Raw genomic sequence first — 21,676 nt, 5'->3', positions numbered from 1 at the left:
ATGCCACATTCCCACGCGCGCAACACAGGCACGAAACTTCAGCCTGACTGGTTCGAGGACATTGCAGTCAACCGTTCGGCGACGGAACGCCGTGCCGCCACATTGACCACCAGGCGAACGGTCAAGAAGGAGTATCAGGCGGCTTGGCTGGTCAAGGCGATCACCTGCATTGATCTGACCACTCTTGCCGGTGACGACACAGCTGGCCGTGTCCGCCGCCTGTGCGCCAAGGCAAAAAAGCCAGTGCGTGACGATATTCTGGAAGCACTTGGACTGGCTGATGCGCATATCACCACCGGTGCAGTCTGCGTCTATCCGACGATGGTCCCCTATGCGGTCAAAGCATTGGAAGGGTCAGGCATTCCTGTTGCCTCCGTTGCCACGGGTTTCCCAGCTGGACTGACACCGCTGCCGCAGCGTCTTGCCGAGATTCACTACGCGGTTGGCGAGGGTGCCAAGGAGATCGATATCGTCATCACGCGTGAACACGTTCTCACCCAGAACTGGTCAGCACTTTACGATGAGATCTCCCGGATGCGCGAAGCTTCAGGAGAGGCACATATGAAAGCCATTCTGGCAACAGGCGATCTGAACACGCTGCGCAATGTCTATCGCGCGTCGATGGTTGCGATGCAGGCTGGCGCCGATTTTATCAAGACGTCGACCGGCAAGGAAGATGTCAACGCCACGCTCCCCGTCAGCCTGGTCATGCTGCGTGCCTTGCGGGACTATGGTGAACTGTCCGGCCAGATCGTGGGCTTCAAGCCCGCGGGCGGGATGAAGACGGCTAAGGATGCCATGAACTGGCTGATCCTGATGAAGGAAGAATTGGGGTTGCCATGGATGCAGCCGGATCTGTTCCGGCTTGGAGCCAGCTCGATGCTCGGCGATATCGAACGGCAGTTGGAACATTATGTGACGGGTCGCTACGCCGCGTCTTCGCGCCACGCACTCGCTTGAGGAACAGGAATATGGGACAGATCAAGGATATTCTTCGCACGATGGAATATGGCCCCGCACCAGAGAGCAATACCGACGTCCAGAATTGGCTTGATGCCAATGAGGCGGGTTTTGGTCACTTCATCAACGGCAAGTTCACCGGCACTGACGGCCGTGAGACATTTGCGGTCATCAATCCGGCCAATGATATCGTTCTGGCGAAGGTTGCGCACGGCACAACATCTGACGTTGATGCGGCCGTGAAGGCAGCGCGCGCGGCCTTTGGCAAATGGTCAAAACTTCCGGGACACGAACGCGCAAAATATCTCTACGCCATTGCCCGCCATATCCAGAAGCGCGAGCGCTTTTTCTCTGTTCTGGAGACCATGGACAACGGCAAGCCGATTCGCGAAACCCGCGATATCGATATTCCGCTGGTTGCCCGGCATTTCTACCATCATGCCGGTTGGGCCGAAATGGTCGAGACAGAGTTCGAGGGCTTTTCGCCTGTGGGTGTTTGCGGTCAGGTGATCCCATGGAATTTCCCGCTGCTGATGCTGGCGTGGAAAATTGCTCCGGCGCTTGCTGCTGGCAATACGGTCGTTCTCAAACCGGCCGAACTGACGCCATTGACCGCCATCGCCTTTGCGGAGATTTGCCACGAGATCGGTCTGCCTGCCGGTGTGGTCAACATCGTTCACGGCGACGGTGCGACAGGTGCTGCGATTTGCGGCCACGATGATATTGATAAGGTAGCCTTTACGGGATCGACCGAGGTCGGGCGTATCATCAGGGAGCAGATCGCCGGTTCGGAGAAGAAACTGTCCCTGGAACTTGGCGGCAAGTCGCCCTTCATCGTGTTTGAAGATGCCGATATCGATTGTGCCATCGAGGGTGTGGTCGATGCCATATGGTTCAATCAGGGTGAAGTATGCTGTGCCGGTTCGCGCATTCTCATTCAGGAAGGCATTGCCGAGCGGTTTTATACAAAACTGCGCAAGCGGATGGAAACCCTGCGGGTCGGAGATCCGCTCGACAAGACCATGGATGTCGGTGCGATTGTCTCCAAGGGGCAGCTCAAACGTATCACCTCACTGGTTGAGCAGGGCAAGACCGAGGGCGGCACCCTCTGGCAAGCACCGGTAACACTGCCAACCAAGGGTGCTTTCTTTGCGCCGGGTTTCTTTACCGACGTGGAGCCGGCTTCCACCGTATGCGAGGTGGAGATTTTTGGGCCTGTTGCCACCGCCACAACATTCCGTACGCCCGATGAAGCCATCGCTCTTGCCAACAATACCAAATATGGACTAGCAGCATCGATCTGGTCGGAAAACATCAATCTGGCCCTCGATATGGCGGCCCGCGTCAAAGCGGGTGTTGTCTGGATCAATTCAACCAATCTGCTTGATGCGGGTGCTGGTTTTGGCGGTTACCGCGAAAGCGGTTATGGCCGTGAAGGCGGACGCGAAGGGCTCTACGAATACCTGACTGCCGATTGGGAGAAGCGTCTGCCGGCCGGTAAGGTTGAACAGGCATTCAAGCCTTCGGCAGCGCCGGATGGCGAGGCGAAAATGGCCTTTGGTGGCGCGATAGACCGCACCGTCAAGAACTATATCGGCGGCAAGCAGGCCCGGCCCGATGGCGGCTACAGCTATTCGGTTGTCGGCAAAGGCGGGCAGATTATCGGTCAGGCTGGCATCGGCAATCGCAAGGACATCCGCAATGCGGTGGAAGCGGCAGCAAAGGCGGGTTCCTGGAGCGGCGTCACAGCCCATAACCGGGCGCAGGTGTTGTACTATCTCGGCGAAAACCTCAGCGCGCGACAGGCCGAGTTTGAAGCATTGCTTGTCGAAAGCACTAGTGTTTCAGCGAAGGCGGCGGCTGAGGAGTTTGCAACCGCGCTCCGCCGGATATTCTATTACGCCGCACAGTCCGACAAGTATGATGGCGCGGTGCATTCCACCAAGTCGCGCCATGTGACCCTGGCAATGAACGAACCATGGGGTGTCGTTGGCATCGTCTGCCCGGACGACCAGCCGCTGCTCTCGTTCATTTCACTGGTCCTGCCAGCCATTGCAATGGGCAACCGCGTCGTGGCTGTGCCATCCACCAAGCACCCGCTTCTCGCAGCCAATCTCTATCAGGTGCTGGATACTTCGGATGTTCCTGATGGTGTGGTGAATATCGTTACTGGCGAGAGCGATGTTCTGGCCAAGACTCTGGCTGAACACGATGAAGTGGATGCCCTGTGGTATGCGGGCTCGAAGGAGGGCAGTGCGATGGTTGAAAAGGCATCATGCGGCAATCTGAAAGCCACGTGGGTCAACAATGGTCGCCAGCGCAACTGGACAAGCACGCAGCAAGGGCAGGGCAGGGATTATCTGCGCCGCGCCGTCCAGGTGAAGAATATCTGGGTTCCCTACGGGGAATAAGCCAAACAAAAGACCGCACCGGTTTGCGCCGGTGCGGTCTTTTTTATTTAAATGTCTCAGCTCTTTGGCAGGCCGGGCGGATTGGTGGAAGCCTTGTCGATCGCCTCCGATCCGAGATTCCAGCGCTCGAGCACCTGCTTGTATTTGCCATTGGCGATCACGGCGTTAAGCGCTGTTGTAACGCCTTCCGCCACGCCACTGCCTTTGCGGGTGGTGACTGCAACTTCGGCAGTAATCGGCCAACCGCCACTGACAGTACCCACGAGCTTGGTCTTGCCGTTGACAGCGGCCTTATAGGCCTGCGTTGCATTCACGCTGAAGACCGCATCGGCGCGGCCGGATTCGATCGCCAGATATTTGACGGCATCATCGTCATAATACTGGACTTCGATGGGTTTCAGACCCTTGGCGACATTTTCCTTGTCCCACGACAGCAGAATTTTCTCCTGATTTGTGCCCGCATCGGTGATTATCTTCAAGCCGGCAACATCCTTTGGTTCCTTGATGGCTTTGATGGCGCTGTCCGCTTTGACGTAATAGCCCAGCTCGTCTTTACGGTAGGTGGAGAAATCGAACTTCTCCTTGCGCTGTTCGGTAACGGTGACGTTGGAAATCACAGCATCAAACTTGCCGGATTCAAGTCCAAGCGGCCAGTCGGCCCACGCGACCGGCACCAGTACCAGTTCGCGTCCAAGGCTGTCGGCCACCAATTGCGCAAGATCGACATCAAAACCGACAACGGTGGTGGCATCATTGGCATAGGTGCTGAGCGGTGGATTGGAAGGGTGCAACCCGATGGTCAGCTTGCCGTCGCTGACGAATTTGAAGCCCTTGGAAACGGATTCGATGGCCTTCTCGTTTTTCTCGGCCCGCACGCGATCCTTCTGGTCCGGGCTGAGATCGAAGCCGTCTCCGGCTGCAAAGGCGAGATTTGTCGTTGCGGCAATGAATGCCCCGGCCACGAGAGATAGAAGTCGCAGTCTGGTTGTCATGGATAACCCCTTGAGTGTGGTTTGTTGAGTGTTGTTCAACGCCGTGCCCCCGCACTGATGCGCACAGGTTGATTGCCCCAGCCGATTTCCGGAGCGATGTGGGAGATGAAATCGGAGAGGATCTGCTGATACTCGTGCTGCTGGAATTCGTAGGGCAGTTCCAGCCGCAACTCTCCGACGCGCGCAACAATCGGGTCGTTGAAGAGCTGCTCTAGGATTTGCTCGGATGTTCCGACGAGGTCTTTAGGAAACAATGTGCGGCGGTCACCCTGTGGTTTCAGCGTGCGCTCATAACGGCTTGCGGCATAGTCTGCATATTTCTTTCGGGTAGCAGCATCCGCGCTGTCAGTCGGGACGATGACACGTCCAAGCGAGACACGGCGGAAGACACCGTCGAGATTGTGGTGGTACGCGTCGAGCTGACGTCCCTGAGCTTCAAAGAAATCGTCCGTGTCTTCCCCGGCTGTGACATTGCCGATCATAAGGTTGAAGCCATTTTTGCCGGCCCACCGCACAGATCGCAGAGAGCCGCCGCCGTACCAGATCCGATTGACCAGACCCTCGGCATGAGGTTGCAGGCGCGGACGCTGCGGCCCTCCCGGTGTAGCAATGAATGTCTGGGAATCGGCAAGAAACTGCGCGCGCAGATTGTCGGCAAATCGGATGACCCGCTGATGAGAAAGATCGTAGTCCTTCCAGTTGCCGTCAAAAACCAGCGGACCAAGCAGCTCCGCATGAGCGGGAGTGCCCGCACTCAGGCCGACATTGAGCCGCCCCCGTGACAGGACGTCGACGGTTGAAAGGTCCTCAGCGAGCCGATAGGGGCTCTCGTAACCGATCTGGATAACGGCTGTTCCCAGCTGGATGCGGCTGGTGCGTTGGGTCGCTGCGGCAAGAAACACACCTGCCGAGGATATGCCATGCTCAAGGTGACGCTGTCGCACCCAGCCACTGTCAAATCCAAGCTTCTCGCCGAATTCCAGCAGCTGGAGCGTATTCTCCAGCCCTTCATGCGGATTGTCATCGCGGTAATTGCCCGGCGTGAGAAAGCCAACGTGATTGATGGAGAGGGATGTGTTCGTCATGGGAACGCCCTTGTTGCTTGTTCGTGAACCGGGCCAATCAGATTTTTGGCAGGCCGGGCGGGTTTGTCCGCGATTTGTCGAGGGCTTCGGGGCTGAGCTGCCAGCGTTCCAGCGTCTTGGCATATTTGCCGTCTGCAATCAGTTCATTGATCGCCGCGGTCAAGCTATCGGCAATACCGCTTCCCTTGCGGGTGGTGATCGCCACATCTGCGATCAGGGGCCATCCGGCATTTATGGTTCCAACCAGCTTGATTTTGTGGTCGATCGCGGCTCGATAGGCTTGCGTCGCGTTGGGATTAAATTCTGCATCCGCCCTGCCTGACTGGATGGCAAGAGCACTGACGGCGTCATCGTCATAGTACTGAAGCTCCGCCGGCTTCAGACCTTTGACAACATTCTGCTTGTCCCATTCGAGAAGGATCTTTTCCTGGATGGTGCCTGAACCCGTGATGATCTTGAGCCCGGCGATATCCTTTGGTTCCTTTATCGACGTGATAGGGCTGTCCGCCTTGACGTAGAAACCATGCAGGCCAAGCCGATAGGTGGAGAAATCGAACTTTTCCTTGCGCTGCTCAGTCACGCCGACATTGGAAATGACGGCATCGAACTTTCCGGATTCGAGGCCAAGCGGCCAGTCGGCCCAGGCAATCGGGACGAGTTCCAGCTTCTTGCCAAGGACATCGGCGACGAGCTGGGCGAAATCCGGGTCATAGCCAACGACGGTCTTGGCGTCCGTTGCGTAGGTGCTGAGCGGTGGATGAGCAACGCTGATGCCGATAGTCAAGGTGTTATCGCTGACGAATTTGAACGTTGCGGGAACCGAGGCGATGACCTTTTCGCTCTTTTCGGCTCTAACCCGGCCGCTTTGATCAGGGCTGAGATCGAAACCCCCGGCATGAGCGATGACGATACCGGATACCGTGGCGATCAGCACCGCAAGGGCAAAGGAGACAAGGTTTGGTCGAAACGTCATTCTGTTTTCCCTGATTGTATGCATGCCGGAGCCAGCACCGGAGCTAGAGGACCTTTGCCAGGAACTCGCTGGTGCGGGCATTCCTTGGCCGGTTCAGAACCTGTTCCGGGGATCCCGTCTCGACGACCTTGCCGCCGTCCATGAAGATCACCGTGTCTGCCACTTCCCGGGCAAAACCGATCTCGTGGGTAACGATGATGAGGGTTGTGCCGGAGCGCGCCAGTTCCTTGATGACATCGAGCACCTCACCAACAAGCTCAGGGTCAAGTGCGGATGTCGGCTCATCAAACAGCAGGACCTTTGGCCTGAGGGCCAGCGCCCGAGCGATGGCCACACGCTGCTGCTGACCGCCGGATAGCTGGCGCGGATAAGCTTCGATCTTGTCGCTGAGGCCAACCCGGGCAAGCAGTTCCCGTGCAAGACCAATGGCTTCCGGACGGGTGAGATGACCCAGCGAGATTGGGGCCTCGATGATGTTTTCGAGAACGGTCAGGTGCGGGAACAGGTTGAAGCTCTGGAACACCATGCCGATGTCGGCGCGGCGCTTGAGAATGTCCTTCTCCTTCAGCTCGTAGAGCGTGCGGCCGCTCTTGCGATAACCCACCAGATCATCGTCCACGGTGATGAACCCATCATCGACACGTTCGAGATGATTGATGGTGCGCAGAAGGGTGGATTTGCCAGACCCGGAAGGACCGAGGATCGCGGTGACGCTGCCGGCTTTGATGTCGAGCCGAATATCGTCGAGCACCTTGAGCTGACCGAAACTCTTGGACACGCCCTGAATTTTAACTGACCCCGGGGAGCGCCACTTGGCGAGCGGTATGCTGCGGTCACTGGTTCTGGTCGTGGCCACGTTTTGTACTGGCGACAGGGCCACGTTCTGCGGGCGGGTGAGGATCGGAGCGCCAAAAAGTCGGCGAAACAGCTTGCGGAAAACCGGGGCAGGCGGGTTGCGCAGGGCACCCTTAGAAAAATGCCGTTCGATATAATGCTGGGCGACCGACAGGAAGGTCATGATGATCAGGTACCAGACGGTTGCCACCATCAGCAAAGGTACAACTTCAAGGTTGCGGCGATAGATCACCTGAACGGTGTAGAAGAGTTCGGGGAGAGCCAGCACGTAGACCATGGATGTGCCTTTGGCCAACCCGATGATCTCGTTGAAGCCGGTGGGAAGAATGGTGCGCATGGCCTGCGGCAGGACGATGCGGAACGCCTGTCTGCGCCGCGAAAGACCAAGAGCCGCAGCAGCTTCAAGCTGTCCCTGATCGACGGACAGGATACCGCCGCGAATGATTTCGGATGAAAACGCCGCCTGATTGAGGCTGAGACCGATAAGCGCCGCTGCAAAGGGGCTGAGGATAGAGATGGTTGGATATTCGGCGAAAAGAATATCCGTGTAGGGAACGCCGATCCGCACCGTAGCGTAGAGATAGCCGAGATTGTTGAGGATGAGCAGCAGCACGATCAGCGGGATAGAGCGCAACAGCCAGATATAGGCCCACGAGAGCCCCGACAAAAGTGGTGATTTCGACACGCGCGCGAGTGCAAGTGCCGTTCCCAGCGCGAAACCGAGTATGGTTGCCAGTACCGTCAGCAGGAGTGTGCGCGCCAGGCCAGCCAGGACGGGTGCCGAAAAGAACCATTCGGCAAAAACGTTCCACCCCCACTTGGGGTTGGTTAGAATGGATTGAAGCGTTACAGCAATGATGAGCGCAGCAAACAATGTTCCAAAGAAACGCGCCGGATATTTCGCTTTTACAATCTTGTAGTGCGTGTAATCCTCGGTTGTGGCGGCGGGTGGCTGGACGGAATGCGCATTCGAATAGTCTGCTGTAATCGCCATACTTCCAAATTCCCCTATGCAACACTTTTCAGTCGAGTGATCCCGCATCGGAAAGCTTTTGCGGGCTCGTTTTACTCGACTGATTTAGTAGTGTTTAAGTGAAACAGTCAAAGATGGCAGACTGCGAATTCGGTGTGGTTGGAGAAGCATTGTTGCAAAGAACGGGATTTCTTGAGCATGAAATCCCACGTTTTGAGTAATCGTGGCGTTGGTCCAATTATCCGGCCTGACGCAGGAGATCGTGGTCGGAGGAAGCAGAGACAGCAGCCGCTGAAAGTTGCGCGGCTAGTGCGCTGATATCCTTTTCAAAGGGAAGGTGTCTGTAAACTTCCGGGTCGGCGTTGACATCGAAAAGGGCCGTATATCCCGAACGCAGATACAGTTCCTTTGCCTCAGGCTGCCGGAACCCCGTGGTGAGATAAATTCGCGTATAGCCTTGGCGTGCGGCCTGCTCTTCGAGTTCGGTTACGACTTTGCGCGCAAGGCCCTGCTGACGCAAATCCGAATGGGTCCAGATGCGCTTGAGTTCTGCAGTATGCTCGTCATAACGCTTGAATGCACCGCCGCCGATTGTTTGGCCATCCCGGATCAGGAGCAGAAAGGCACCATGGGGAGGGGCAAACAGTTCGGCTGGATAACGACTCAATTCGTTGCGCGCCGGTTCGCCATAGAAATTGCCATAGCGCGTTTCATACTCAATGATCAGCGCTTCTATAAGGGGCTGGGAGCGTTCATCATTCGGTGTCGTATAAACAAAAACATCAGTCATGATTGTCTCGCGTTCTTGTCGGATAGTCTGTCGGAGGGGCTTCTGGCGAGATAAGTCTCGGTCAGCTTTACCCAATAGCGGGCGGCCCCAGGCAAAATCTCGTCATTGAAATTGTAGAGGGGGCTATGCAGTGGAGCGCTGTCGCCATTGCCAAGAAAAAGGTAACTTCCCGGTATTTCCTGCAGCATGAAGGCAAAATCCTCACTGGCAGAGATCGGCCGGAATTCCTTTTCGATCCGCGCGTCGCCGAAGTGCTCAAGTGCCACGTTCCGGGCAAACTCCGTCTCATCGGCATGATTGACGAGCACAGGATAACCGCTGGGATATGTCACGTCAGCGACGGCGCCATAACTCTCGGCCTGTGCGTTGGCCAGCGTGGTGAGGCGGGACTTGATGGTTTCCCGCACCTCCTTGCGGAAGGTTCGCACCGTCAGCTCCAGCTCGACACTGTCGGGTATGACATTGGGAGCGATGCCGGCATGGATGGTCCCGACCGTAATCACCGCAGCATCCAGCGGATCAATGTTACGGGCGACAATGCTCTGCAGAGCCATGATGAACGATGCACTGGCCACCACCGGATCAATGGTTTCCTGGGGGCGGGCGCCGTGGCCACCCTTGCCGATAATCCGGACCGTTACCTTGTCGACAGAAGCCATGGCCGGGCCAGTGATGAAGCCGAACTGGCCCGTCGGAACGCCTGGCCAGTTGTGGAGGCCGAACACTGCATCGCAGGGAAACCGCTTGAACAGACCGTCGCGAACCATGCTGCGGGCACCGGCACCACCTTCTTCTGCCGGCTGGAAAATAACGTTGAGGGTGCCGGAAAAATCCCGCGTTTCGGCCAGATAGCGGGCGCTGGTCAACAGGATAGTGGTATGTCCGTCATGGCCGCAGGCATGCATTTTCCCTGATGTGGTGCTGGCATAGGGCAGGCCCGTCGCTTCGATGATGGGCAACGCATCCATATCGGCGCGAATACCGAGCCGTTTTGGTCCATTTCCGTTCTGCAGGGTTCCGACAACGCCAGTCTTGCCCACGCCTCTGGTGACGTCATAGCCCCAATCACGCAACCGGTCGGCAACGAGTTCGCTGGTGCGGTGCTCGTTGTAACCCAGTTCGGGATTTCGATGCAGGTCATGGCGAAGAGCAACCATCTCATCGAGATAGCTGCCGATTTTCTCCTCGACCCTATCTGTTGGCTGGCCCATCAGAGTGCCGTCTCTTTGATGCGTTCCTTTGTGCCCTCATCGGCTTTGGCGTAACGACTTTCGCGAAACGGCAGGCCGATATTTTGGCGCAAGGTTGTGCCGGGCAATACTTTGTCGTGATAGCCGCGCTCTTCGAGCAGTGGCAGCACATCGCGTATAAAGTCCTCAAGCCCCTCGGTCAGGATCTGAAAGCCCAGAATAAACCCGTCGGCTGCTTCAGTATCAACCCAGTGGATCAACTCATCGGCGATCTTTTGCGGCGTGCCGGTGAAAGCATTGCGCGGCGTCGTGACTTCCAGCGCGACTTCACGCAAGGTCTGGCCTTTCTCCCTGGCGTTGCGCTTGATGCGGTCTGTCGTGGAGCGGAAATTGTTCTTGCCGACATCGCCGAGTTCCGGGAACGGCGCATCAATGGGGTAGGCGCTGAAATCGTGATGATCAAAGAAGCGGCCGAGATAGGCAAGCGCCTCGTCGACAGTCACGAGATCGCGGATAATACGGTACTTTGCCTCCGCTTCCTCATCCGTTGCGCCGACGATAGGGGCGATACCCGGGAAAATCAGGACGTCGCTGGGCTTGCGGCCATGCGCGACCGCGCTCTGTTTTACCCGGCGATAGAAGGTCTGCGCTTCTTCGATCGGCACATGATTGGTGAACACGCCATCCGCATGCTTGCCGGCAAGGTCGATGCCATCATCGGATGATCCGGCTTGAAAGATAACCGGCTGTCCCTGCTCGGAACGGCTGATATTCAGCGGACCTTCAGAGTTGAAGAATCGGCCGTGATGATTCAGGTGATGCAGCTTGGCCCTGTCAAAGAACTGGCCTGTCTCACGGTTGCGGACAAAGGCGTCGTCGTCCCATGAATCCCACAGGCCCTTGACCACTTCGAGATGCTCATCCGCAATTTCGTAACGCAGGGCATGATCGGGGTGGTCGCGGCCGTAATTCTTCGCCGAGCCTTCGAGCGGGGAGGTGACCGCGTTCCAGCCTGCGCGGCCATTGCTGATTTTGTCGATCGAGCCAAACTGCCGCGCAACGGTGAACGGATCGCTGTAAGAGGTCGAGACCGTACCGACCAGGCCAAGTTTCGACGTTGTCGCGGCCAATGCCGACAGAATGGCAATCGGTTCGAAGCGATTGAGAAAATGCGGAATGGATTTTTCGTTGATGTAAAGTCCGTCAGCGACGAAGGCGAAGGCAATGCCCGCCTCCTCGGCTTTGCGTGCATTGCGCACAAAAAAATCGAAATTGACACTGGCATCGACGGGTGATCTCGGGTGTTTCCACGAGTTCATGTGGCCGCCGGCACCTTGCAGCATCACGCCGAACGGAATGGATCGCTTGGTCATTGGAAAGTCTCCTTGATCATGCTGCGGCGGCGAACTGGGCCTGGGCCAGAAGTTCGATGGACCGGAGGCGCTTCGCGGCGTCATTGATGGGTGTGTCGATGATGAATTCGCCTATGCCGTAGCGGTCGTGCAACCGATCGAGGTGACCTGTGACCGTGCGTGCCGAGCCGCGCAGGACGTTGGGCGTCTTCTTCTCGATCCGGTAATTGGTAGCACCTGCCTGTCGGGCATATTCTTCTGCCTGTTCCACGCTGCCGACCGTTACGCTCTGGCCATTTTCCACATGCACCTTGTAGTGCTGGATATTGCCTGTCAGTCGTTCAGCCTCCGCATCCGTTTCAGCGGCCACGATTCCAACGGCAAGGAGAGGCACGCGATCAGGCGCTTCTTTCCGATACGCATCGAGCGTCTGCTGGAGGATCGTCTCGTCGCCATTAAGGTGGCTGGCGAAGACAAAATCCCAGCCTTGGGATGCTGCTAGCAGCGCGCTGTCGACGCTTGCTCCAAGCAGGAAACGGCTTGCAGTGACGGCAGGGCGTGGTGTCGCTTGCACCCCCGTTAGCGGATCATTCTCCGGGAGGCCTTTGTCGAGAAAGGCGCTGAGCTGAGCGAGCTGGGCGGCAAAATCCTGCTTCTCCGGCCGGGGGACAATGCCTTGCAGCGCGCGGGTCGAGAATGGTAGTCCACCGGGGGCTTTGCCCACGCCGAGATCCACACGGTCGGGTCCCAGCGCTGCCAGCACATTGAAATTTTCCGCGACCTTGTAGGGACTGTAATGCTGCAGCATGACACCACCGGAACCGACGCGGATCCGGCTTGTACTGGCCAGCAGAAATGCAATCAGCACTTCCGGCGAAGAGCTCGCCAGCGTGGGTGCGTCATGGTGTTCTGCCACCCAGAACCGATGAAAACCCCATTGTTCGGCCTGACGGGCAAGAGCAACGCTGCGCTTCAGTGCGACACTTGCCGTTTCGCCGTCATAGATTGGACTTTTGTCGAGTAAACTCAGTGCATAGCCCATTTTGGGGTATGGCCTCCATATGCTTGAAGTCGCACATCGCTCTTGGCGATACGGACTCCGTTTTCAGAGGCGATCAGATTTTATCGAATTTCGGGCTCCGTCAAAGAACGCTTTGCTAAAAAATAGCCGTGAAACTGTATAAATATTCTTCAGTGCAAAGAGTGTCGTTGCCCGGCATCTCTTTTGAACTGAACGGGTTTTTGTTCGTGCCGTCTTGAATGAACCACATTCAATGATGATCTGCACCTGTGTGAGGAACGCGTGTTCCGTCGATATTGAGTTATGCAATTTATCACTTAGACAGATGGGCCTGCCTGACGCAGGCTGTTCCCGGCGATGGCAATATTGCGATCTTTGCAACCAGCTTCGCTGCATTCGTATTGGGGGGAGGCAATCATGCGCAGGATTTCACTCGGCTTCTGGATGATTGTCCTCGCCGTGGTTGCAGTTGGCGGTTTCCTGTCCAGCCCGCTGGTATATGAGGGATCGTCCTTCATGGGTGCCTTTGTTGCCGTGTGTGTCTGCATTCCTGTGCTGGCTTTTGAACGGCGCTCCGCCTTGCCGAAGCTGCACGCGTGGGTCAGGACACGCAATTCGTTCGGTTTCTGGATCGTGATCCTCACCGTTGTTGCGGCAAGCGGCGTTTTCTATAGCGTGGTGGTCTATGGGGGGTCGCCATTCGTCGGTGCCATTTTCGGGCTTTGTATCTGCACGCCGTTGCTGGCCTTTGAGCGGGGCCTGATTTTCCCCAGGCTGCATCTCTGGATGAATTCATTGCCCACCTTCAGCTTCATTCTGGTGGGGCTGACGATCTATTACATCTTGATCAATATCGGATTTGCGCTGTGCGGTGCCACGCTGTGGAGCCTGGGTATGGTGACCACGTCATTCTTTGATTCAGTTGTTCTTCCGCCCAATGTGCTGCTCTACACGTTGGGTGTTACAGCGCTTATGACTTTCTTCCTGCGTGTTCGCGAATTGCTCGGCCGCGATATTTTTACCAGCCTTGTCATCGGCCGGTATCGTCAGCCCGTCGCCGAAGAAAGGGTCTTCCTGTTCATTGATCTTGTCGGATCCACGTCCTTTGCCGAAAAACACGGTGATCTGCGCGCCCAACAGTTTCTCGGTGCGCTGTTTGCAGAGTTTGCCGAGCCAGTACGGCGGCATCGCGGCGCCATTGATGATTATGTCGGCGACTCCGCCATCATCACTTGGCCCATAGAGCGGGGGATCAAGGATGCAAGTTGTGTTCGCTGCGTTTTTGACATTCTTGATGTCATCGAAGCGAACGCTACTCAATGGCTGGAGCGATTCGGACAGGTGCCTCGGTTGCGGGCCGCACTGCATGGCGGTCCTGTTATCACCGCCGAAATTGGTGTTGATCATCACAAGATCACCTATTTCGGCGACACGGTGAATACGACCGCGCGATTGGAGAGCTTGTGCCGTACGCTCGAAGCGCCAGTTTTGATCTCCAGTGATCTGGTGCAGCGCATAAAATTGTCCAATGATATCAAGGTAAAGGACCTGGGTTTTCACGGCGTGAAGGGCAGAGGGCAGGCACTTGGAGTCATTGCGCTGACACGGTGAAGGTTTTCGTCCATTGGTCGGGTATTCTCAATCAGACAATTTCTGTCCATAAAACGGCAAATTGACCGATTGCACGATGACAGGCCAAGGCCGTTGCGCTATGGTCCAGCCTGTCGAGGGCTTCGGCCCTGTCAGTTTGCGGGAGAGTGTCGTGCATAGAAATATGCAGGCCACCGAAGGGGAAATCGCCCGAAATCTCTCAGGTATCAGGAACCGCAAACCGGGAAGGCAACTCTGGAAAGTCGGGGGAAACTCCGCGCCGAAGGTGTAAGTTCAGTCAGGGGTCCTGATTGAGCGAGTCTCTCAGGCTTCCGACAGAGGGGCAAAGAAATGTTCCGCCGCGTGGCGGAGGTCTTTGCACGTCTCTGGAGTAAAAATGGGCACAGAAGAAAATCTGAAACAATTGCCGCTTGATGATCTGCATAAGGCGGCGAATGCGCGCTTCGGCGGTTTTGCTGGCTGGTCAATGCCGATCACCTATCCGCTCGGTGTGATGAAGGAACATCTTCATACACGCGAAAAAGCCGGGCTCTTCGATATCTCGCACATGCAGCTTTTCGACGTTGCCGGACCGCAGGCGGCGGCGCTGCTCGCGCGCGCTTGCCCGCTGGATGCGTCAGCGCTCCATATAGGTCAGTCGAAGTACACATTTTTCCTCAATGACGAGGCAGGCATCCTCGACGATTTGATCATCACCCGGCTTGGTGATGATCATTTCATGGTCGTTGCCAATGCCGGAAATGCGGCGGCTGATGAAGCGCATCTGCGCGGGGTGGCCAAGGGATTCGACTGCAGGATCGACGCGCTGGACCGGGTGTTCATTGCCATTCAGGGGCCGCAGGCTGTTGATGTGCTGCGCAAGGCTGGCATTGCCGGAACGGATCTCGCGTTCATGCATGGATTTGAGCCTAAGCCCGGCTGGTTCATGAGCCGTTCCGGCTATACCGGCGAGGATGGTTTTGAGATCGGTTTGCCGGAAGCCGACGCCCGGGCACTCGTTGAAAAGCTCTTTGCCGATGAGCGTGTTGCCTGGGTTGGCCTTGCCGCGCGCGACAGTCTGCGCCTTGAAGCGGGTCTTTGCCTGCACGGCCATGACATTACGCCGGATTATGATCCGGTGGATGCCGGATTGCTCTGGGCTATTGCCAAGCCCGTGCGTGAGACAGCAGGCTTTATCGGAGCGGACGCACTGCTTGCCAAGATCGCAACAGGCTCGGCCAAGAAGCGCGTCGGCCTGAAGCCAGAGGGCCGCCAGCCAGTGCGCACCGATGCCGAACTCTTTGATGCCGATGGCAACAAGGTCGGACTGGTTACCTCAGGTGGTTTTGGACCATCTGCTGGTTTTCCAGTGGCTATGGGCTATGTCAGCAAAGACTTGTCCGCGCTGGGTTCCAAGGTTTTTGCCGAGGTGCGGGGCAGCCGCATCCCGGTTGAAATTCATTCACTTCCCTTCACTCCACATCGCTACCACAAAGGATAATTGAGATGGCAGCCACTTATTTTACCGAAGATCACGAATGGGTCCGCGTCGAGAATGACATTGCGACGGTCGGCATTACCGATCACGCGCAGGATCAGCTCGGCGATCTGGTTTTTGTCCAGTTGCCGGATGTCGGTCAGTCTTTGTCCAAGGGCGATGCAACGGTTGTCGTGGAATCCGTCAAGGCAGCATCCGACGTCTATGCACCACTGGATGGTGAAGTGACTGAAGTGAATGACGCGACGGCAAGCGATCCGTCGTTGGTCAACTCGGCCGCCGCAAGCGACGGCTGGCTGTGGAAGATGAAGCTGTCCAATCCGGACCAGCTGACCGGCCTTCTCGACGAGGCAGGCTACAAAGCGATCATTGGCTGAAGGCATGATGATGAAAGACACCGTATTTCCGTTTGCTGACCGCCACATTGGTCCGAGCACACAGGGCTCCCGCGCCATGCTGGCAGCTCTTGGCATTCCGTCGCTGGAAACCTTGATCGCGCAGGCCGTGCCAAAATCCATCCGGCTTGAACGGCCACTCGAGATTCCTGAAGCTGTCAGTGAATCGGAAGCTCTGGCCGAGCTTGCTGCCAAGATGAGCCAGAACAAGACGCACAAAAGCTTCATCGGTCAGGGGTATCATGGCACCCATGTGCCAGCGGTTATCCTGCGTAATCTCTTCGAGAACCCGGCTTGGTATACCGCCTATACACCCTACCAGTCGGAAATCAGCCAGGGCCGTCTCGAGCTGCTGTTCCATTTTCAGACGCTGGTAACGGAGCTGACCGGCTTGCCTGTGGCCTCTGCCTCCCTTCTGGACGAAGCGACAGCTGTTGCAGAAGCTGTTGGCATTGCCTATCGCCATCATCGTGAAAAGCGTACCCGCATCGTATTGGCCGGAGCTCTGCATCCGCAGACCGTCGATGTGGTCAAGACCCGGGCGGAGCCATTGGGCATGACCGTGGGTGAGGGCGAGATTGATGCCAGCGTTGCTGCGATCATCGTTCCCTGGCCGGATACAACAGGCGTCTACGGTGATTATGCCTCGGTTATTCAGCTAGCCAAGGCTGCTGGCGCGCTGGTTATCGCCGTTGCGGATCCGCTGGCTCTGACCATCACTGCCCCACCTGCCAGAGCTGGTGTCGACATTGCCGCCGGTTCCATGCAGCGTTTTGGCGTACCGATCGGTTATGGTGGCCCGCATGCCGCTTATCTAGCTGTCAGTGAAACGCTGACTCGGCTCATCCCCGGCCGTCTGGTCGGCCAGTCTGTCGATAGCAAGGGACGGGCAGGCTATCGCCTTGCCCTGCAGACGCGCGAGCAGCATATCCGCCGCGACAAGGCGACATCAAACATTTGCACCGCGCAGGCGCTGCTTGCCAACATGGCGGTATCCTATGCCATCTGGCATGGTCCGCAGGGGCTGCAAGCCATCGCGCGCGGTGTGCATGCGCAGGCTGCCAGGTTGGCTGCTGCATTGACAGGCGCAGGCCTCTCCATTGCCGGAGCGCATTTCTTCGATACGGTTACGGTCACTATTCCCGGCAAGGCTGTCTCCATCGCAGCGGAAGCGGAAAAGGGCGGACGTTTGCTGCGCATCGTCGATCAGGACCGGCTGGGCATCACGGTCGATGAAACGACAACGGAAGATGATCTGAAGGCGCTGGTTGCGCTCTTCGGTGCAAGCTTGCCAGCTGACGCAAAGGCAACATTGCCCGGTGAAAGGCAAGCCGAGGGTTTCATGACACAGGCCGTCTTCCATCAGCAGCGTTCTGAAACGGAAATGATGCGTTTCCTGCGTCGCCTTGCGGATAAGGATTTGGCGCTCGACCGCGCGATGATCCCGCTCGGTTCCTGCACGATGAAGCTTAATGCGGCTGCGGAAATGCTGCCGGTCAGCTGGAACAGCGTTGCCAACGTGCATCCATTTGCTCCCGCTGACCATGCGCTTGGCTACAAGTCCATGATTGATGATCTGGACAGATGGCTTTCCGAGATCACCGGCTTTGACGCTGTTTCATTGCAGCCTAATGCCGGGAGTCAGGGTGAATATGCCGGTCTTTTGGCCATTCGCCGTTATCATCTGGACCGGGGCGACGCGCATCGCGACATCTGCCTCATTCCGGAATCGGCACACGGCACAAATCCGGCGAGTGCCCATATGGCAGGCATGCGCGTGGTCGTCGTGGCGTGTGAAGAGGCTGGCGATATTGATCTTGCGGATCTCAAGGCAAAGGCCGAACTGCACAGCGCCAACCTTGCAGCATTGATGATCACTTACCCATCAACCCACGGTGTGTTCGAGGAAGGCGTCAAGGATATCTGCGCTGTCATTCATCAGCATGGAGGACAGGTCTATTTCGATGGCGCTAATCTCAATGCGCTGGTCGGGCTAGCCCGTCCTGGTGATATCGGTGCGGATGTCTGCCATATGAACCTGCACAAGACCTTCTGCATTCCCCATGGCGGCGGTGGGCCGGGCGTTGGTCCTATCGGTGTGAAGAAGCATCTTGCTCCGTTTCTGCCGGGCCATGTGGCCAAGGGATCGCAGCATGCGGTTTCCGCGGCACCGTTTGGCAGCGCATCCATTCTTCCCATCACATGGATGTATATCCGCATGATGGGTGGTGCGGGCCTTAAGCGCGCAACCGAGATGGCCATTCTCAATGCCAACTACATCGCCGAGCGGCTGAAAAGCCATTACCCCGTTCTGTTCAAGGGACAGAATGGCCGGGTGGCACATGAGTGCATTCTCGACACCCGTGTTCTGAAGGACAGTGCCGGGATCAGCGTCGAGGATATTGCCAAGCGCCTCATCGATTACGGCTTCCACGCGCCGACCATGTCCTGGCCGATTGCCGGTACGCTGATGGTCGAACCGACGGAATCAGAATCCAAGCGGGAAATCGACCGGTTCTGCGATGCTATGATCCTCATTGCTGGAGAAGCGGAAAAGGTTGCGAACGGTATCTGGCCACGTGACGACAATCCGCTGGTCAATGCACCGCACCCATCGGGTGACGTGCTGGCCGATGACTGGTCGCATCCCTACACCCGTAGGGAAGCCAGCTTGCCCGCCGGCGAGAGCGAAGAGAACCCGAAATACTGGCCGCCGGTGTCGCGTATTGACAACGTGGCGGGCGATCGCAATCTCGTCTGCGCCTGTCCGCCCATGCAGGCTTACAGCTAAGACAAAGCACCCCTTCCGGAGCACATCGGGGAGGGTTTTTCTACCAGTTTGGCGTGAGACTCAGACTTTCGTCGGGATCACCTTCAGGCATCGGCTCAAGTTCTGGAGCCAACTGCCGCAACGCCATGGGGAGTGCTTGCAGGTCGTTTGCCTCAAAGGACAAATGCGGGAGCCGTGTCCGGATCAATCCGGCAACAGTTCTTGCCTGCAATTCGTCACGCACGCGTTTGGCCGCATCGCGATCGGCGCGGCGCGACAGCCATAACTTGTGCAGGGCAAAAGCGCGCGGGTCAGGGCAAGTATAATCCAGCGGATAGCCTTTTTCGTCGATGACGACAGCGGAGGTTTTCGGACTGTTGACGAGCCATGCCAGGCCTTCGATCTCAATGGCTTGCAGGTCCTCTTCATCGGCGCTAAAGCGCGCTTTCTCCCGCGTTGACATGCGGTCTTTCGGGGTAGGCTTGATCAGGTCAACGAGAAAGCCGTCGCGATTGGCAGCGCGATATCCATTCCTCACCAGAGGCACAAAAGAATGATCGATCTTCTGCAAGAGCCCGATCAAGCCCTTGTGCGAGAAATCCTTGCTGATCAGCCGGAGACTGAAACGGGAGTCAAACAGCAGATCGACATCTTGTGTCGACAGAAGCCCGCCCGCAATCTGGACACCTGCCATGCGTTCATAGGCAAAGAGCGCGTTGGTGCCGACCACATCGACCGCTGTGCCGATCAGTCCGGATTTGTCGAGTGCGCGGATGATGCGTGCCGTTAGGAGCGGAACCCGGCCAAGCGCCATTGCCCGGTTGACGGGTGCCAGTTCATCCAGCCTTTTTGCCAGCCGCGAGACCCGTGTCTTCGAACTCTCGCGACCGGTATGGAACTGGCCGAATATGGCTTCCGTCTCGGCCGCGCGCGGACCCAGTGATTTCCAGATCCCGTTCGTCTTTTTATACAGATATTCCTTGTCATTCGTGCTTTTCTTCCAGGACATTGATCCGGAAAAACGCAACTCATATTCCTTCAGGCTGGTCTGATAGACATCGTAAGCCTGTTCGGTGTCGATCAACTGGCGTATCTGTTCGGAAGATAATTCTCTGAATTTACTCATGTTATCCCCAAATCTTGCGCTTCTACCCACAAGAGGGATAATACACCGGTGTAATTAAATTAGGAAGTTGATATTAAAAGGAATATCCCTTTTATGCCTAGAATTTCTATAAATGGGGATAATCTGTTATTTTTCAATGAATGATATGAAGGCGCTGCATCAGCGCAAACCAGTTACAGCATCGCTTGCCCATTGCCGACAGCTGATGATTGCCTATTAAGTAGATGCAAAAGCAATCGGCGAAATAGCCAAAGAGGTTCCATGTTTGATCTTAAAGTCACCAACGCAACCTTGCCAGATGGCCGTACGGGTATTGATATTGGCGTGAAATCCGGCCGTATTATCGCTGTTGAAATCAATCTCGGCGGGGAGGCGGGGGAGACAATCGATGCCGGTGGCCTGTTGGTTTCGCCACCCTTTGTAGATAGTCATTTTCACATGGACGCAACGCTGTCGCTCGGCCAGCCGCGTTTAAACGAAAGTGGGCGCCTGCTCGACGGAATTCAGATATGGGGTGAATTGAAACCGCTTCTCACCCATGAAGCCGTAATCGAACGTGCATTGCGCTATTGCGATCTGGCGGTCACGCAGGGACTTCTTGCTATCCGGACCCATGTGGATATCTGTGACGAGCGCCTGCTGGGTGTCGAAGCGCTCCTCGAAGTCAAGAAACAGGTGGCATCCTATATCGAACTGCAACTGGTGGCTTTCCCTCAGGACGGCTATTACCGCTATCCCGGTGCAGTCGATCTGCTCAAGCGGGCTCTTGACCTCGGCGTTGACGTGGTGGGCGGTATTCCGCATTTCGAACGGACCATGGCCGACGGTGCGGCAAGCGTCAAAGCGCTCTGCGAGATTGCGGCCGACCGCGGCCTGATGATTGATCTGCACTGTGACGAGACAGATGATCCGCTGTCACGGCACATCGAAATACTGGCTTATGAAACCCAGCGTCTTGGGCTTGGAGGCCGTTCCACGGGTTCGCATCTGACATCGATGCATTCGATGGACAATTATTATGTAAGCAAGCTTTTACCGCTGATTGCGGAAGCCGGCGTTGCGGCAATAGCCAATCCGCTCATCAATATTGGAATTCAGGGCCGCCATGATACCTACCCGAAGCGCCGGGGCATGACTCGTGTGCCGGAACTCCTTGCGCATGGCGTTACCGTAGCATTCGGGCATGACTGCGTGATGGACCCTTGGTATTCACTTGGTCAGGCTGACATGCTTGATGTCGCGAGCATGGGGTTGCATGTGGCGCAGATGACGAGCCGCAACGCCATGCGTCAATGCTTTGCGGCCGTTACGACTGAGCCTGCCAAGATACTCAATCTGGACGATTATGGTCTTGATGTGGGTTGCAAGGCGGACATGGTGCTGCTGCAGGCTGCCGATACGATCGAAGCTATCCGCCTCAAGGCAACACGGCTTGCGGTGATCAAAGCCGGAAAAGTGATTGCTCATACGCCGAAACGCATCAGCACTCTTGCATTGAATGGCCGTCCCGATGCGGTTGATCCTGCGGATTATGCGCCCAATCTTCGCTAAGATAGTTTGAGTTCCATAAGATAGATTATGCAACTTTGATGTGTAGCCGGGTGGGTTCAAGGATGAAGTGCGACTTGCAATAGATAACAATGGTTTATCCAATGCAAGGAACCGCCCGTGGAACGCACCTACTCCCAGATTGAC

At 56.7% G+C, this 21,676-nt stretch carries 16 protein-coding genes and 1 riboswitch; of the genes, 7 read left to right on the top strand and 9 right to left on the bottom strand.

From position 1 onward, the window contains the following. Together deoC and FHW16_RS27860 are read left to right on the top strand one after the other, a co-directional pair. Complete coding sequence (gene deoC, locus FHW16_RS27865) at positions 1–960, top strand: deoxyribose-phosphate aldolase (protein WP_182552710.1); 960 nt, start codon at positions 1–3, stop codon at positions 958–960. A gap of 11 nt (positions 961–971) precedes the next feature. After that, positions 972–3,371, top strand: coding sequence for an aldehyde dehydrogenase family protein (locus tag FHW16_RS27860; protein ID WP_182552709.1), 2,400 nt, complete (start codon positions 972–974; stop codon positions 3,369–3,371). Between the two features lie 56 nt (positions 3,372–3,427). Here the strand turns inward: FHW16_RS27860 and FHW16_RS27855 are convergent, their stop codons facing one another. The 8 genes from FHW16_RS27855 to FHW16_RS27820 all read right to left on the bottom strand — a co-directional run bounded on the left by FHW16_RS27855 (position 3,428) and on the right by FHW16_RS27820 (position 12,623). Continuing rightward, positions 3,428–4,363, bottom strand: coding sequence for an ABC transporter substrate-binding protein (locus FHW16_RS27855; protein ID WP_182552708.1), 936 nt, complete (start codon positions 4,361–4,363; stop codon positions 3,428–3,430). A 35-nt stretch (positions 4,364–4,398) separates the two neighbouring features. Next, positions 4,399–5,448 carry an LLM class flavin-dependent oxidoreductase gene (locus FHW16_RS27850; protein ID WP_182552707.1) on the bottom strand — a complete coding sequence of 350 codons (1,050 nt, stop codon included), beginning with the start codon at positions 5,446–5,448 and terminating at the stop codon, positions 4,399–4,401. 37 nt (positions 5,449–5,485) lie between these two features. Beyond that, complete coding sequence (locus FHW16_RS27845) at positions 5,486–6,421, bottom strand: ABC transporter substrate-binding protein (RefSeq protein WP_182552706.1); 936 nt, start codon at positions 6,419–6,421, stop codon at positions 5,486–5,488. Between the two features lie 43 nt (positions 6,422–6,464). After that, the gene (locus FHW16_RS27840; RefSeq protein WP_182552704.1) at positions 6,465–8,270 is read right to left on the bottom strand and encodes an amino acid ABC transporter permease/ATP-binding protein; all 1,806 of its coding nucleotides are present in this window, start codon (positions 8,268–8,270) and stop codon (positions 6,465–6,467) included. A 217-nt stretch (positions 8,271–8,487) separates the two neighbouring features. Further along, the gene (locus tag FHW16_RS27835; RefSeq protein ID WP_182552702.1) at positions 8,488–9,039 is read right to left on the bottom strand and encodes a GNAT family N-acetyltransferase; all 552 of its coding nucleotides are present in this window, start codon (positions 9,037–9,039) and stop codon (positions 8,488–8,490) included. Next, the gene (locus FHW16_RS27830; protein WP_182552700.1) at positions 9,036–10,250 is read right to left on the bottom strand and encodes a M20 aminoacylase family protein; all 1,215 of its coding nucleotides are present in this window, start codon (positions 10,248–10,250) and stop codon (positions 9,036–9,038) included. The genes FHW16_RS27835 and FHW16_RS27830 overlap by 4 nt, the downstream gene beginning before the upstream one ends. Beyond that, positions 10,250–11,602 (bottom strand): LLM class flavin-dependent oxidoreductase, encoded by a 1,353-nt coding sequence (locus FHW16_RS27825; RefSeq protein WP_182552698.1) that lies wholly within the window; start codon positions 11,600–11,602, stop codon positions 10,250–10,252. The genes FHW16_RS27830 and FHW16_RS27825 overlap by 1 nt, the downstream gene beginning before the upstream one ends. A gap of 16 nt (positions 11,603–11,618) precedes the next feature. Further along, a complete protein-coding gene (locus FHW16_RS27820; protein ID WP_182552696.1) occupies positions 11,619–12,623 on the bottom strand; it encodes an LLM class flavin-dependent oxidoreductase in 1,005 nt (334 codons plus the stop codon). Positions 12,624–13,019: 396 nt separating this feature from the next. On the opposite strand from FHW16_RS27820, the gene FHW16_RS27815 reads away from it, so the two are divergent. The 4 genes from FHW16_RS27815 to gcvP all read left to right on the top strand — a co-directional run bounded on the left by FHW16_RS27815 (position 13,020) and on the right by gcvP (position 18,876). Beyond that, positions 13,020–14,213 (top strand): adenylate/guanylate cyclase domain-containing protein, encoded by a 1,194-nt coding sequence (locus tag FHW16_RS27815; RefSeq protein WP_182552694.1) that lies wholly within the window; start codon positions 13,020–13,022, stop codon positions 14,211–14,213. 129 nt (positions 14,214–14,342) lie between these two features. Continuing rightward, positions 14,343–14,439, top strand: a riboswitch (glycine riboswitch). A gap of 150 nt (positions 14,440–14,589) precedes the next feature. After that, the gene (gene gcvT / locus FHW16_RS27810) at positions 14,590–15,693 is read left to right on the top strand and encodes a glycine cleavage system aminomethyltransferase GcvT (RefSeq protein ID WP_182552692.1); all 1,104 of its coding nucleotides are present in this window, start codon (positions 14,590–14,592) and stop codon (positions 15,691–15,693) included. After that, positions 15,690–16,067, top strand: coding sequence for a glycine cleavage system protein GcvH (gene gcvH, locus FHW16_RS27805; RefSeq protein ID WP_182552720.1), 378 nt, complete (start codon positions 15,690–15,692; stop codon positions 16,065–16,067). Before gcvT ends, gcvH begins: the two co-directional genes overlap by 4 nt. Positions 16,068–16,077: 10 nt before the next feature. Beyond that, entirely contained in the window at positions 16,078–18,876 is a 2,799-nt protein-coding gene (gene gcvP / locus FHW16_RS27800) for an aminomethyl-transferring glycine dehydrogenase (RefSeq protein ID WP_182552690.1), read from the top strand. A gap of 40 nt (positions 18,877–18,916) precedes the next feature. Here gcvP and FHW16_RS27795 read toward each other — a convergent pair whose 3' ends face one another. Then, positions 18,917–19,981 carry a GSU2403 family nucleotidyltransferase fold protein gene (locus tag FHW16_RS27795; RefSeq protein ID WP_182552688.1) on the bottom strand — a complete coding sequence of 355 codons (1,065 nt, stop codon included), beginning with the start codon at positions 19,979–19,981 and terminating at the stop codon, positions 18,917–18,919. 261 nt (positions 19,982–20,242) lie between these two features. Here FHW16_RS27795 and FHW16_RS27790 point away from each other — a divergent pair, with 261 nt between their 5' ends. Beyond that, entirely contained in the window at positions 20,243–21,532 is a 1,290-nt protein-coding gene (locus FHW16_RS27790; RefSeq protein WP_182552686.1) for an amidohydrolase family protein, read from the top strand. Positions 21,533–21,676: the final 144 nt, after the last annotated feature.

It is taken from the genome of Phyllobacterium myrsinacearum (assembly GCF_014138285.1).
GTDB classification, from domain to species: Bacteria; Pseudomonadota; Alphaproteobacteria; order Rhizobiales; family Rhizobiaceae; genus Phyllobacterium; species Phyllobacterium myrsinacearum_A.
The sequence above is the reverse complement of the archived record's forward strand: the minus strand, read 5'-3'. Positions and strand labels throughout refer to the sequence as shown.